Below are 11,627 nucleotides of genomic sequence, written 5' to 3' on the forward strand. Positions count from 1 at the left end.
TTTCTTGGAAGGGTTTTGTCGGTACGTGTTTGAAAACGACAGGATAAGCGGCAAGTTCCTTGGCCAATAACGCTCACCCGTGCATCACCTTGCAGCCGGCGCTGTTGCTCTATGTCAGGTGACGGTTGTGCGATGTTCAAAGCTTTTGACGTCATGATGAGCGCGAATGGCAGTCACGAGCTCGGTCGACGTGGGCTTGCCTGCATTCGTCTTCCAGCGCAGTTCGAACAGGACTTCTTCGTGATGCGTATCGATCGGACGAATAGCGATAAAACAGGCCTCGGCGCCGGGTGGCAGTGACGAAGCAATGTCTGGGAGCTTGTCGCCCGCCGGGACCTTTATACCGACCGATCCCTTCTGCTCGCTGGATAACCAGAGACCGAACGCCTTCAGTGGAGAAAGCGTGACAAAGGCGATCGCCGAGGCGATAGTGCCGATGATCAGCTGCCCACCACCGAAGCACAGGCCAATGGCCGTCATCAGCCAGAGCGTGGCTGCAGTCGTCACGCCCGTCGCGACATCGCCACGCCTCAGAATGGCCCCGCCGCCGATGAAGCCGACACCGGTCAAAATGCCGAGCGGCAGTCTCAGAGCGTCCATCGACCCATTCGCCGCCTGACTCGTCGACAGGAGCAGATTGGCCTGAAGCATCGAGATACACGCCGCTAATCCGACTAATACTGTGGTCCTGAGGCCTGCTGCATGACCGCCGCGTTCCCGGTTGATGCCGATAAGGACGCCGGCAACCAAAGTGGCGGCGATCCGCAAGCCAAGATCCGGCCAAGTGGGTATGATCGGCATCAGCTCGTCGAAGAACATCATCGTTACCGTCGTTCGGGCGGTGTCTGTCCAAATCGGCGTGGACGTGTATCAGCGCCGGCTGCTATGTCAGTGATGCGCATGGTGCTCGTGGCGCTTGCGCGTTGCAGCAGCCTTCTTTGCCGAGGCGGATCGCTCTTCCTTCGTTCGCGCAGCAGAAGCCTGGCCTCCTTTGCGGCCCCCTCTTTCCGAAGAGGCATGGTTTTCGGCATGACCGCGACCGGAACCGAACTTGTTGCCACCACCGCTCTCCTTGTTCACGGTCGCCCAAGCGCGACGTTCGGCCTCTTTTTCCGGGACACCGCGATCCTCATAGCCTTCCTCGATGTGTTCGGCTTTTCGTTTTTGCTTGTCGGTGTAAGCGGACTTATCGCCACGGGGCATGAGGACATCTCCCAAGTTCATCAGACGCAAGAAAAACTTTGAAGGCCTGATGAAGTTCCGCGATGCAGAGTGAGCAAGTAGGATTGATCCTTGGCGCAACAAAAGGATGCCCTAATTTAGTTGGTCCGCGGAGGAATTCGGTAGCCAAAATCAGGAGGAGATCTAATGAGTAAAGAGGAAATCAGCAGACAGGCCTATGCACGATGGGAGGCAGAGGGCCGGCCGGATGGCCAGCATGAGCGTCACTGGCGTGAAGCTGAGGAAGCGACGCGATCAACTGGGATGCCGCAGACTTGGTCTTCCGATCACGCTGGCGGGGTGTCTCCAAAAACAAAGGTCTCGAAAAGAAATCCGGCAAAGCCCGCCCGCACCGCAGCAAAATCGAAGCCCGGCGATCAAGCGACCGCTGCATAGCCGCAACGAAATCCTGAGCCATCCACCCGAAAGAGACATGTCGGGCGGATGCTAATACGGTGTAGCGGACGACGATCTATCGTTATCTTTCGTCCGTGCCGCTGGTCTCGGTGGGATCATAGTTCAGATCAAAGTCTTTCTCTTTTTTCTCGCCGGGCGGGGTGCGGTTGACCGTCGCGTCCTCGGATCCGGTCACGACGGTTGGCTTGGCACTATGAACGCCAGTGGCCTTCCGGTCCGCTTGTGACGGCGCGTACTGGCCCTTTGCATCATCTTCTGGCTTGCCCATCGCTTCCTCCTTGTTCGACTAGGTGATCAGAGAATTGGTTTGCCGCCCGTGACGGCAATAGTTGCGCCCGAGACGTAGCTCGACAGCGGATCGGCGAGCATCACATAGGATGTTGCGAGCTCCGCCGGCTGACCCGGCCTCTGCATCGGGACCTGCTTGCCGAAATTCTTCACGTTTTCATCCGGCATGGTCGACGGAATGAGCGGCGTCCAGATCGGACCCGGCGCGACAGCGTTCGCGCGGATGCCCTTGTCGGCCAGCATCTGCGCAAGGCCTGCGGTAAAATTCTGGATCGCGCCCTTGGTGGTCGCATAAGCGAGCAGGTGAGGGCTTGGGCTATCTGCATTGATCGAGGCGGTGTTGATGATCGCACTGCCTGGTTTCATATGGGGAACCGCTGCCTTCGTCAGGTAGAACATCGCGTGGATGTTCGTCCGGAACGTCAGCTCCCATTCCTCATCGCTGATATCGCCGATCTCGGAGAAGCTCGCCTGGTGTGCGGCATTGTTGACGAGGATATCGATCCCTCCGAGCTGCGAGACGGCGCTATCGATGATTTCCTTGCAGTGCGGCGCGTACTGGATATCACCCGGTACCAGGATCGCCTTGCGCCCAGCCTTCTCGACCCAGGCTTTGGTCTCCTCGGCATCTTCGTCCTCGTCGAGATAGGATATCAGGACATCGGCGCCTTCACGCGCATAGGCGATGGCAACGGCGCGACCAATCCCGCTATCGCCACCGGTAATGACCGCCTTCTTGCCGGCAAGCCGCCCTGACCCTTTGTAGGTTTCTTCTCCGTGATCCGGGAGCGGCGACATCGCACGTGTCGAGCCTGGCATAGGCTGACGCGGCGTGTCGAACGGGGGTGTCGGATAGGTCGTCATCGCTTTTCCTTCCTGGAAGCGGTTTCCAATCATTACCGGCCATCAGCGCTCTCATCCTGCGGGTGAAATGCCGTGGAGCGCAGTCGGTTCGCAGGCCGGTTTCACAAACTGGAAAACCGACGGCGCAAACGGAATGTTCCAGGCGTCTCCAAAGAGGCCGTGACATCAGCAGGAAGCGTCCTAAATTATCGGGCCGAGACGTGTTTTTGGACAGCGAGCGGAGGAGCCGGTGACATCACGCATCCTGATCGTCGACGACGAGCCTCTGATCGCGCTGACCGCGGTCGATATGGTGGAGGCGCTGGGTTACGAGGCAATCGAAGCCCATTCGGGAGCTGAGGCCCTCGAAATCCTCGGCCAAGGACAGAAGATCGACCTGTTGATCACAGACCATTCGATGCCCGGGATGTCAGGTGCCGCGCTGGTGCGTGAGGCACGACTGATCAAACCCGAACTCGCCGTCATGGTCTCCACGGGCTATGCGGAATTGCCAGAAGGGTTTGAGGAAGGGACACAGTTCCTCAGCAAGCCTTACTCCGAGTTTGATCTGTCTGCGAAAATCGAAGCGGCTATCCGGTAGATCCAGCACGAACACTGCATGAACGATGTGCTGGATCACAGCATGCATCTGATAGATGTCGGCAATATCGTCTATTGTCGTAAACGCAGGATGCCGCTACCGTTCCAGCATGCGTGGACGACTGCCAGCCAATGTTATCCTCAGGCCTGCCGATTTGGCGATGCTCGAACGCGTTTTTGCCCAGGTTATACCGGAACATGATACCCACCCCGATGAGTTGGCCATGTTGCTGGTTCGGCTGTTCCAGGACGGCATTACGGATGAGCAAGAACTGCTGACCGCAGCCGAAAAATGGTTTCGGTGATTTTCTGCCCGTCGGTGAGCGATAAAGAGCGCTGTGTCTGCGCTGCTTAGCAGCGAGGGCTGGGCGACGAAAAAGATGTTGCAAGCCGCTACAAAAAGACCGAGATGCCTTCGGTGTTGACGACATAAATGAACTCGTCCAATGCTTCTTGATCGGAAGAGAACGTTTCATTCCAGTCTGTCAGCTGGTCTTCCAAACTCGTCACTTCCATCCGCCAAGCGACGCTTTCTAAACGGCGGAAGATTTCCACGATGACCGTAGTGCCGTTCTCAGTGTAGCGACCGGAGAGCTGTGAGCGTTCAGGCGAGGGTCTGTATGTCGGGTCCATGGGGGTGTTCTGATTGATGGATGAGCGGGGATTATTGTGAGTATTCCAGAGGGTTGCAAGCTCGGCGCGCGCATTATGATACCGATCCCGAGCACCAGACATGCTCAAATGCTGACAAATCTAATCGGCCGCCCGCTCAAGGGCGACAGCAATCAAAGAACCATTCGTGGCAATGAGACGAGGGAAGCGGGTGATACCCCGTTTCAACTAAAGGTATGCTTCTCTCAGAAGCCACCACAACGGCAGGGCGCTCACAACGACAGCCGCAACCAATGCCAGAGAAAGTTTTATCATACTTGTCCGGTGGGCTTTGATTGGATCCCATTGATAGACCACGAGATGCTCCTTCCAGTTGTAGGCAGGAAAACACGGCCATCTCGAAGAGTCGAGCGACGGACGGGCAACAGTGGCGGTAAATGCGACTTCGCCGCGACCAACGAAACAATCCACGAGCTTAGGAATTATTTTAGAAGTTTTGCACAGACGTTCTCGAGATGCGTGTCGGCTGGTTCATAATTCTCCAGCTTACTTTCGTCTTTCATTGAATGCGCCGGAGTCCGCGCTATTTAAAAGTCTCTATCGGGCGGGTGCCGGACGCCCGCATGTTCATCGGGATCAGGACTGTCGATTGGAAGCTCATAGTAAGACGCTGTCGCCTGCGCCAATGCAGCAGGTCGTCGCCGAATTCGACTGGTCGAAGACATCCCTCGGTGCAATGGAGAACTGGCCGATATCCCTGAAGACCATTGTCGATATGGCCCTCGCTTCCAGCTTCCCGCAGGCGGTGATCTGGGGACCAGATCTGATCACCATCCACAATGATGCCTTCCTGCCTATCCTTGGTGAAAAGCCGCTCGCGATCGGTCGGTCATTCGCAGATATCTGGTCGGAGGCCTGGGAGCAGATCGGGCCGATCGCGACGGAAGCGTACCAGGGAAGGCCGACCTTCATCGAGGACTTCCCGCTCGTCATCAATCGCCATGGCTATGATGAGCAGGCCTATTTTACATTCTGCTACAGCCCCTTGCGCGATGATCAGGGCAATATCGCCGGCATGATCGATACCGTGGTCGAGACAACCGACACGGTCTTAGGTGCCGAACGTTTGCGACAGAGCGAAACGCGTTTCCGGGCATTCACCACGGCGACCAGCGACGTCATCTATCAGATGAGCGCCGATTGGAAGGAAATGCGACGGCTCGATGGCCGCAGCTTTTTGGCCAATACCCATGAGCCAAGCGTGCAGTGGCAGGATGCCTATCTTCTCTCAGAAGACGTCCCATCAATCCAGGCTGCGATCGATCGGGCGATTTCCGAGAAAGATGTGTTCGAGTTCGAGCACCGCGTCCGGCAGGCCGATGGCCAGATCGGTTGGACATTATCCCGCGCTGTCCCTGTTCTGGACGAGCAGGGGGCCATCATTGAATGGTTTGGCGCCGCGACCGACATCACCGAGCGGAAGCGGGCCGAGCAGCAGCAGAGCGTGATCAATCGCGAAATGGGCCATCGGCTCAAGAACACGCTTGCGATGGTTCAGGCGATCGCCAAACAGACGCTCAAGCCGGTGAAAGAGCGTGAGCCGGTCGAGGCGCTCGAAAAGCGCGTGCAGGCGCTGAGCTCCGCCCACGACATTCTGTTCGATCAATATTGGCATACGGCGCCGATCGGGTCACTGATCGCTGCGACGCTGCAGCGCCTCGTGCCGAGCGAACGGCTCCATGCCAGCGGTCCAGATATCGCAATCGGGCCGAAGGGCGCGCTATCGCTTTCGCTCGTCCTGCACGAGCTGGCCACCAACGCGCTCAAGTACGGAGCCCTGTCCAATGACGTTGGAGGGATCGACCTGACATGGAGCGTGGTTGGCGGCAATGATGGCGAGATATTCAAGCTGAGATGGGAGGAAAGTGGAGGCCCTCTAGTCCAGCCTCCGTCGGGAAGCGGTTTTGGCTCCAAACTCATTCGCATGGGCCTGATTGGAACCGGCGGGGTGACCGTGAGTTATGAGCCGGCAGGGTTCAGGGCCGAAATGACGGCCGGCCTTCACCAGATACAACATACGGAATGATGGATGGGGCAGTTGAACCAGCCAAATGGGAGGGCTGTCCTTGTCGTCGAGGACGAACCGCTCTTGCGCATGATGGCCATGGATATGGTCGAGGATGCCGGCTTCGAACCCGTCGAGGCGCGCGATGCCGACGAAGCAATCGCGTTGCTGGAAGCCAGAACCGACATCACCATCGTGTTCACCGACGTCGATATGCCCGGCTCGATGGACGGCCTGAAATTGGCGGCCGCAATACGCGACCGCTGGCCGCCAATCGAAATTGTGATCACATCCGGGCATTTCAGGCTGGACGATAGCGCAATCCCGGCCAGAACGGTGTTCTTCCCAAAGCCGTATGATCATCAGGAAGTGGTGGCAACGCTCCGCTGGATGGCCGGTGTCTGAGTACAGCCAGTTCCATTCAATGCCTGAGCGACATGGTTGACCTCATGTGATCAAATTAACGTCAGATCTCAATCGTTCGGCCCGAGCTTGAATTCCAGCTCGTGTCCACCACATGGCTTTGCGCCGTGAAGGAATACCGAAATGCCATCCTTTTTCGAAACCACGTTCGGCCCGGTCGAACTGGAAATCATCGACATCGCCTTGAAATTCTGGAGAAGCCGACACGGGTTCTCCAAGGATGATCCCGACACGGTAATCGCTGCCGAAATCTGCCTCAACCTTTTCCGTGAAGGCCACAACACGCTACCGGCTCTGCTTCAGGCCATGGACGCCCACAAAGCGTTAGCCGACATTGCTGCGGCTCATGACCTGACCGAGATTCGCAGGCTTGCGACCGGGTAATGAGACGTCGACCACGCTTTGAACTGGCTCGATCATCGGCTCCTCGATATGGGGTTTCGAGAAGATTCAGCCTCCGCCGGTCAGAAATCAGCTGGATCTTCGAGATGGTTACAGACGGCGATAATCTTGATCTGTTGGAACCGTTCTCGCTCACCGCAGGTTAGCGGTCCACGTTCTCTGTGAACGCAACGCTAGCGACAGTACACCAGGACATGACTCAGGAACTTGACCCGACCAGCGACGCCGCGCGGACAAGCGAAGATGCTGATGCAAATCGCGAAACGCTTGTGAAAAATGCCGACGCTGCTCTGCATCGGGTCGATCACTGTGGCGAGCAGACCTTCCGATCATCGTCCGATGTCCCTGACCTCGTAGAGGTCAGGGAGTTCTCACGCAGTTCGAACGGCGATACCTGGTCGATCGGGAAGGATCGTCAGGGCTCGATGATGGTGCTCCACCGTGGAAACTTGCCATCCGCGGCCATCAGACGGTGAAGCCAGTCAGCGCTTTCCTCAATACCGGCCCCAGAGGTCCCCAGCATGATGCTCTGGTCGTGACGCTGAGGAACACCGAAGACCGTGGAGACGTCGAGCGAACTGGGGTAATGAGCAGCCTATTGACTGAACTGGGATTAATTTCGCCTGACACCCGGAGAGGATAGCCTAGCGGTCAATCGGATGGCGGTCGTTGAAGCTTATCGGTTAAGCGATACAGACATGGAAACGTTGTCTGACATCGGTGTCAGTCGTCGCTGATCAGTTTCTCGCAACCCATCGCGGCCATCCTCCGCAACCGGGCGAAGGTAATCCCGGCGCCATGCTTACGAACAAGGACTTTGCGCTCCAGTTCGTCTGAGCGCTTGCACAACCGGCATTCCACCGCAATGACAGGCACCCTCACCTGCCGGAGCGTCGTGGTCAGATCAAGTGTGTGGGGTGGATCGCGTTTCAACGGGCAACGTCGCCATCTGTATTGTGCCCTATCAGGTCGTCGAAATTTTCTTGCAACCCTGATTAAACGAATGGGCGCTTGCCCATCTTTCTCGGAAAAATCCTCAGTTGACGCGACGGAAACGGCGGTGGCTGCCGTGTAACGGATATGCCCGGTCGTAAGAGTGTCGGGCTATGCGAAAGTGAGGATACCCATGAAGAAGTTTATTTCGTTGGCCCTGGCGGGTCTCGCAGTCTCTGCTGCCGTCTCTGTTGCGCCGGCTGAGGCGCGCCAGGGATGTGGTGTCGGTTTCCATCGCGGCCCGGCCGGATACTGCCGCCCGAACCGTCCTGCTGTCGTCGTCCGACCCGGTCTTCCCAGGGTCGGTATCTTTTACGCCGGGCGCGGTTACTGGGATGGTCATCGCTACTGGGCGCATCGCTATTGGCACCAAGGCGGCTGGCGCTATCGCTGAGCATACTGCCATCACATCTGCTGTCTGGTCTCATGGCCGGACAGCAAGAGGATCACGACTGAGGAAATTTCGATGATGAAGCGATTGAACCTTATCCGCGTTGCCGGGTTGAGGACTGGATCTGCCGCGGCCCTTCTGCTCATCGCAGGCCACGGGGCCCTGGCGGCAGACGGTAATGGATCGAAGGAAGTGACCCGTGCGCAGTTCGAAACCCGTCAGCAAGCGGTTTTCTTCAAGGCTGACAAGGACAACAATCATCTCGTCAGCCGGGACGAATTTATTGCGGCGCGGCCGGCCGGAGACCCCACCAAGCTGGGGAAACGTTTCGACCGCATGGACGCAAATCACGATGGATCCGTTGATGCCGGGGAACTTACGGCGATGCTCGACCGTCGGTTCAAGCGGCTCGATAAAGACGGGAATGGCGTGCTGTCCGTTAGCGAGCGTGCGGCTGGACGAAAGCAGGTCGACAAACCGACAGACGGTTGAAACAACGTATCGTCCGAAAGCGGTCGCCTTTGCGTGATATCGATCCGGACCTTGACTTGATGGGGCGCATCGCAGCTGGAGATGCCGGCGCGGTGCGCCAACTGGTCTCAACCTCAACCCCGCGAATATGGTTGCTCGCGTGCCGTGTACTGCATGATCAGGCGGCGGCAGAGGACATCGTACAGGAGACGTTGATCCGCGCGGTCCGCACGGCGCCGAAATGGAAAGCAGGAAGCGCGAGGCTTGATACATGGCTCCACACGGTGGCGCTCAATTTGTGCCGCGACACGTTGCGGCGACGAAAGGAAGTTGCCATGCCGGAGCTTCCCGAACGGGCAGATCCGGCCTCCGGAGCGGAGGCATCGCTGATCGACGCCGAGCGTTCTGCTCAGGTAGCAGTTGCGATTCAGGGCCTGCCTGATCGTCAAAGAGAGGCGATTATCCTCGTGCATTACCAAGGGCTTTCATCCAATGAGGCAGCGACCATCCTCGAGGTCAGCATCGAAGCGCTGGAATCGCTTCTCTCGCGTGGTCGCAGACATTTGAAACAGCAATTTTCAAAGCAGGAGCATGACGATGCATGACGGCCTCGATATTGAACGCTTCCGCGATCTCGCCGAATGCTATGGTGCCAATATCGATTGCTGGCCGCAGGAGATCAGGCGGCCGGCCGCCCGACTTATCGCCCGCCTGCCTGAAGCCCGCGATATTATCGCTGGGGAGAAGGCGCTCGATATCACGTTATCCGCGTGGTCGGTCCCCGCGATTCCTCACGACCTTGAAAGGCAGATGAGCAGGATCGCGACCGCGTCCGGGCAGCAGTTCATACGCAAAATGAAAATCTGGTGGGCAAGCATCGGAATAGCGGCCGCCCTGTCCGGTGTCACCACCGGAGCGATGGCGACCGTGCTGTTCTCGCAAGCACCCCAATCTTACAGCAGCACGGTTTTCGGCGATGTCGATGATGGGGACAACTGATACATGAACAAACCTGGTCTCGCACTCACTGTCTCGATCATCGTCAACCTGTTCTTGATTGGAGCCATCGTCGGAAACCTGTCATGGCAACGGTTCGGGCACCGCATGATCGCTGCCGGATCGCTCCGTGTCGCGGGTGCTGAACTGCCCGCGGAGGACGGAAAGGCGTTCCGCTCGGCGATCCGGGAGGCTCGGACAGGGCTTGCGGAGACGATCAAGAAGAGCCGAGAGGCCAAGGCCCGGGCTGCCGACTTTCTTAAGGCGCCACAGGTTGATGGGGCGGCCGTGCTCGACGCTTTACAGGAGGCGCGGGCTGCCGATTTTTCCGTGCGGGAGGGTATCGAGAAGCGGGCTGTCGCGTTCGCCATTGGCCTTCCGGCGGACGATCGCGCGCGACTGGCCGACGCGATCAATGATCGGCTCCAGCGAGCGATGGAAAGGTCGCAGTAAACCGGCCAAATCCGGCTCGGCTGAAGGGACCACACTATGGACGGCACTTCGGAATTTGATCACAGTCGAAAACGACGATGCCGAATAAAACAGCCTTTATCTTGATCCGCTCTTTTAATCCCGAGAGAGTTGTTTTCTCGTGTCATCCGCGAAGTGCCGCGTTCCAACAGCAGTTAGGGTCGTGTTATTTCAGAGGCTTGCCCGTAGTCTCGTGGTGAAACGCCGCGGTCGACAGTTCGGATCTGTTCAAGAGCGGGATGTCGCCTGTCACTTAGACAGGAGCCGAAGTCGATTCACGGACAATGAGTGAATAGTCGATCTCATAATGGTTGGGCACCCTGTGCCCATCCAATCTGGCAAGCAGATATTCTCCGGCGCCGCGCCATGTGACATCGGTCGGCACATGCAAAGTGGTGAGGGCAGGTCTCAGGTGGCGGCTCCAGTCCAAGTCGTCAAAGCCAACGACGGAAAGATCTTTCGGCAGTTGCATGCCTCGCCGTTCGGCTTCCAGCATAACGCCATAGGCAAGCACGTCGTTGCCACAGGCGATTGCGGTCGGAGTGGTCTTCCCTGTGAGAAGTTGGCGAGCGGCCTCGCGCGCATCATCCAGAGTGTAGCGCACCTCGATATGCCATTCGCCCGGGACGTCTAAACCGTTTTCCGCCAAGGCGCGCCGAAAGCCACGGATACGGGCGCTGGCCCGGTCGTTGTTTCGCTGGAGCGCGCTGACGATGCCGATTTTCTTATGACCGAGCGAGATCAGGTGCATCATCGCCCGGTGGGCGGCCGCCTCGTTGTCGACGCCGATGCTCGCCGCCGCTCCATTCGGGTTGTAGACGCCGACATTGATCGAGGGCATGTCGCGCGCGACGAGCAGGTCCCTCAAAACCTGATGATGACAGTCGCCACGCAGGATCAGTCCGTCTATGCCGCGGCCGATAAGGTTGCGCGCCTGCTCCAGCTCCACATCTATGTCGTATTCGTTGGTGGCGAGGATCAGCATGTAGCCGCGCGAAGACAGGAATTTCTGCAGCGCCTCTATGCCGCGTGCGAACATGGCATTGTCGATGGTCGGGATGATGGCGCCGATCGTGCGCGTACGGTTGCTGGAAAGCGCCCGCGCCATGCCATGCGGCACATAACCCGTCTCTTCGACGATAGATTGGATGCGCAGTCGCAGCTCTTCGCTGACGCTTTGCGGATTATTGAGCGCGCGCGAAACGGTTGCAGTGGAAACCCCTGCCAGCCGCGCGATGGCTCTTATCCCGGTCTTCTCTTTTTCAGCGCTCATCCGTGCACTCGTCTGTAACGTTACATAGCTTAGCAATGCTTTCCGCGCGGCTGTCAAACGAATAATACGCCGCAATGCAACCAGAATTTATATATTTGATGCGGTTGACAGGGTCGAAATAGAGGGTCTATGTAACCGGTTACATGATCTAAGCTTGGGAG

At 57.9% G+C, this 11,627-nt stretch carries 17 protein-coding genes; 11 read left to right on the forward strand and 6 right to left on the reverse strand.

All coding sequences use genetic code 11. The features are described from left to right. Positions 1-114 precede the first annotated feature (114 nt). A complete protein-coding gene (locus NCHU2750_RS27000) occupies positions 115-822 on the reverse strand; it encodes an MgtC/SapB family protein (protein ID WP_502703884.1) in 708 nt (235 codons plus the stop codon). A gap of 66 nt (positions 823-888) precedes the next feature. Continuing rightward, on the reverse strand, positions 889-1,203 hold the full coding sequence (locus NCHU2750_RS27005) for a plasmid stabilization protein (protein WP_119944895.1): 315 nt from the start codon (positions 1,201-1,203) through the stop codon (positions 889-891). A 165-nt stretch (positions 1,204-1,368) separates the two neighbouring features. On the opposite strand from NCHU2750_RS27005, the gene NCHU2750_RS27010 reads away from it, so the two are divergent. Further along, positions 1,369-1,617 carry a DUF2934 domain-containing protein gene (locus NCHU2750_RS27010; RefSeq protein WP_119944896.1) on the forward strand — a complete coding sequence of 83 codons (249 nt, stop codon included), beginning with the start codon at positions 1,369-1,371 and terminating at the stop codon, positions 1,615-1,617. Positions 1,618-1,699: 82 nt separating this feature from the next. Here the strand turns inward: NCHU2750_RS27010 and NCHU2750_RS27015 are convergent, their stop codons facing one another. Beyond that, on the reverse strand, positions 1,700-1,906 hold the full coding sequence (locus NCHU2750_RS27015; protein ID WP_119944897.1) for a hypothetical protein: 207 nt from the start codon (positions 1,904-1,906) through the stop codon (positions 1,700-1,702). Between the two features lie 26 nt (positions 1,907-1,932). Further along, positions 1,933-2,790, reverse strand: a complete 858-nt coding sequence (locus tag NCHU2750_RS27020; RefSeq protein WP_119944898.1) for an SDR family oxidoreductase — start codon at positions 2,788-2,790, stop codon at positions 1,933-1,935. 229 nt (positions 2,791-3,019) lie between these two features. On the opposite strand from NCHU2750_RS27020, the gene NCHU2750_RS27025 reads away from it, so the two are divergent. Both NCHU2750_RS27025 and NCHU2750_RS27030 read left to right on the forward strand, forming a co-directional pair. Beyond that, a complete protein-coding gene (locus NCHU2750_RS27025) occupies positions 3,020-3,370 on the forward strand; it encodes a response regulator (protein WP_162939818.1) in 351 nt (116 codons plus the stop codon). A gap of 154 nt (positions 3,371-3,524) precedes the next feature. After that, a complete protein-coding gene (locus tag NCHU2750_RS27030) occupies positions 3,525-3,674 on the forward strand; it encodes a hypothetical protein (RefSeq protein ID WP_162939819.1) in 150 nt (49 codons plus the stop codon). 88 nt (positions 3,675-3,762) lie between these two features. Here the strand turns inward: NCHU2750_RS27030 and NCHU2750_RS30715 are convergent, their stop codons facing one another. Beyond that, entirely contained in the window at positions 3,763-4,002 is a 240-nt protein-coding gene (locus NCHU2750_RS30715; RefSeq protein WP_205583930.1) for a hypothetical protein, read from the reverse strand. Positions 4,003-4,408: 406 nt separating this feature from the next. Here NCHU2750_RS30715 and NCHU2750_RS27035 point away from each other — a divergent pair, with 406 nt between their 5' ends. The 8 genes from NCHU2750_RS27035 (at position 4,409) to NCHU2750_RS27080 (ending at position 10,175) form a co-directional block, all read left to right on the forward strand. Beyond that, on the forward strand, positions 4,409-6,067 hold the full coding sequence (locus tag NCHU2750_RS27035; RefSeq protein WP_162939821.1) for a sensor histidine kinase: 1,659 nt from the start codon (positions 4,409-4,411) through the stop codon (positions 6,065-6,067). A 3-nt stretch (positions 6,068-6,070) separates the two neighbouring features. After that, positions 6,071-6,451, forward strand: coding sequence for a response regulator (locus tag NCHU2750_RS27040; RefSeq protein WP_119944902.1), 381 nt, complete (start codon positions 6,071-6,073; stop codon positions 6,449-6,451). Between the two features lie 141 nt (positions 6,452-6,592). Then, positions 6,593-6,853 (forward strand): hypothetical protein, encoded by a 261-nt coding sequence (locus tag NCHU2750_RS27045; protein ID WP_119944903.1) that lies wholly within the window; start codon positions 6,593-6,595, stop codon positions 6,851-6,853. Positions 6,854-7,997: 1,144 nt separating this feature from the next. After that, the gene (locus tag NCHU2750_RS27060; RefSeq protein ID WP_119944906.1) at positions 7,998-8,258 is read left to right on the forward strand and encodes a GCG_CRPN prefix-to-repeats domain-containing protein; all 261 of its coding nucleotides are present in this window, start codon (positions 7,998-8,000) and stop codon (positions 8,256-8,258) included. 72 nt (positions 8,259-8,330) lie between these two features. After that, entirely contained in the window at positions 8,331-8,747 is a 417-nt protein-coding gene (locus NCHU2750_RS27065; protein ID WP_119944907.1) for an EF-hand domain-containing protein, read from the forward strand. A 29-nt stretch (positions 8,748-8,776) separates the two neighbouring features. Continuing rightward, positions 8,777-9,331 (forward strand): RNA polymerase sigma factor, encoded by a 555-nt coding sequence (locus NCHU2750_RS27070; RefSeq protein WP_245480550.1) that lies wholly within the window; start codon positions 8,777-8,779, stop codon positions 9,329-9,331. Continuing rightward, positions 9,324-9,725, forward strand: coding sequence for a hypothetical protein (locus NCHU2750_RS27075; protein ID WP_119944909.1), 402 nt, complete (start codon positions 9,324-9,326; stop codon positions 9,723-9,725). The genes NCHU2750_RS27070 and NCHU2750_RS27075 overlap by 8 nt, the downstream gene beginning before the upstream one ends. Positions 9,726-9,728: 3 nt before the next feature. Beyond that, positions 9,729-10,175, forward strand: a complete 447-nt coding sequence (locus NCHU2750_RS27080; RefSeq protein WP_119944910.1) for a periplasmic heavy metal sensor — start codon at positions 9,729-9,731, stop codon at positions 10,173-10,175. 271 nt (positions 10,176-10,446) lie between these two features. Here NCHU2750_RS27080 and NCHU2750_RS27085 read toward each other — a convergent pair whose 3' ends face one another. Continuing rightward, positions 10,447-11,466 carry a LacI family DNA-binding transcriptional regulator gene (locus NCHU2750_RS27085; RefSeq protein WP_119944911.1) on the reverse strand — a complete coding sequence of 340 codons (1,020 nt, stop codon included), beginning with the start codon at positions 11,464-11,466 and terminating at the stop codon, positions 10,447-10,449. Positions 11,467-11,627 lie beyond the last annotated feature (161 nt).

The organism is Neorhizobium sp. NCHU2750, from assembly GCF_003597675.1.
In the GTDB taxonomy this organism is placed as follows: Bacteria; Pseudomonadota; Alphaproteobacteria; order Rhizobiales; family Rhizobiaceae; genus Neorhizobium.

Coding starts and splice junctions, on each gene's coding strand:
- NCHU2750_RS27020 (WP_119944898.1), bottom strand. CDS start 2,790: ATGACGACCTATCCGACACCCCCGTTCGACACGCCGCGTCAGCCTATG.
- NCHU2750_RS27085 (WP_119944911.1), bottom strand. CDS start 11,466: ATGAGCGCTGAAAAAGAGAAGACCGGGATAAGAGCCATCGCGCGGCTG.
- NCHU2750_RS27075 (WP_119944909.1), top strand. CDS start 9,324: ATGCATGACGGCCTCGATATTGAACGCTTCCGCGATCTCGCCGAATGC.
- NCHU2750_RS27005 (WP_119944895.1), bottom strand. CDS start 1,203: ATGCCCCGTGGCGATAAGTCCGCTTACACCGACAAGCAAAAACGAAAA.
- NCHU2750_RS27065 (WP_119944907.1), top strand. CDS start 8,331: ATGATGAAGCGATTGAACCTTATCCGCGTTGCCGGGTTGAGGACTGGA.
- NCHU2750_RS27010 (WP_119944896.1), top strand. CDS start 1,369: ATGAGTAAAGAGGAAATCAGCAGACAGGCCTATGCACGATGGGAGGCA.
- NCHU2750_RS27060 (WP_119944906.1), top strand. CDS start 7,998: ATGAAGAAGTTTATTTCGTTGGCCCTGGCGGGTCTCGCAGTCTCTGCT.
- NCHU2750_RS27040 (WP_119944902.1), top strand. CDS start 6,071: ATGGGGCAGTTGAACCAGCCAAATGGGAGGGCTGTCCTTGTCGTCGAG.
- NCHU2750_RS27080 (WP_119944910.1), top strand. CDS start 9,729: ATGAACAAACCTGGTCTCGCACTCACTGTCTCGATCATCGTCAACCTG.
- NCHU2750_RS27045 (WP_119944903.1), top strand. CDS start 6,593: ATGCCATCCTTTTTCGAAACCACGTTCGGCCCGGTCGAACTGGAAATC.
- NCHU2750_RS30715 (WP_205583930.1), bottom strand. CDS start 4,002: ATGGACCCGACATACAGACCCTCGCCTGAACGCTCACAGCTCTCCGGT.
- NCHU2750_RS27015 (WP_119944897.1), bottom strand. CDS start 1,906: ATGGGCAAGCCAGAAGATGATGCAAAGGGCCAGTACGCGCCGTCACAA.
- NCHU2750_RS27000 (WP_502703884.1), bottom strand. CDS start 822: ATGATGTTCTTCGACGAGCTGATGCCGATCATACCCACTTGGCCGGAT.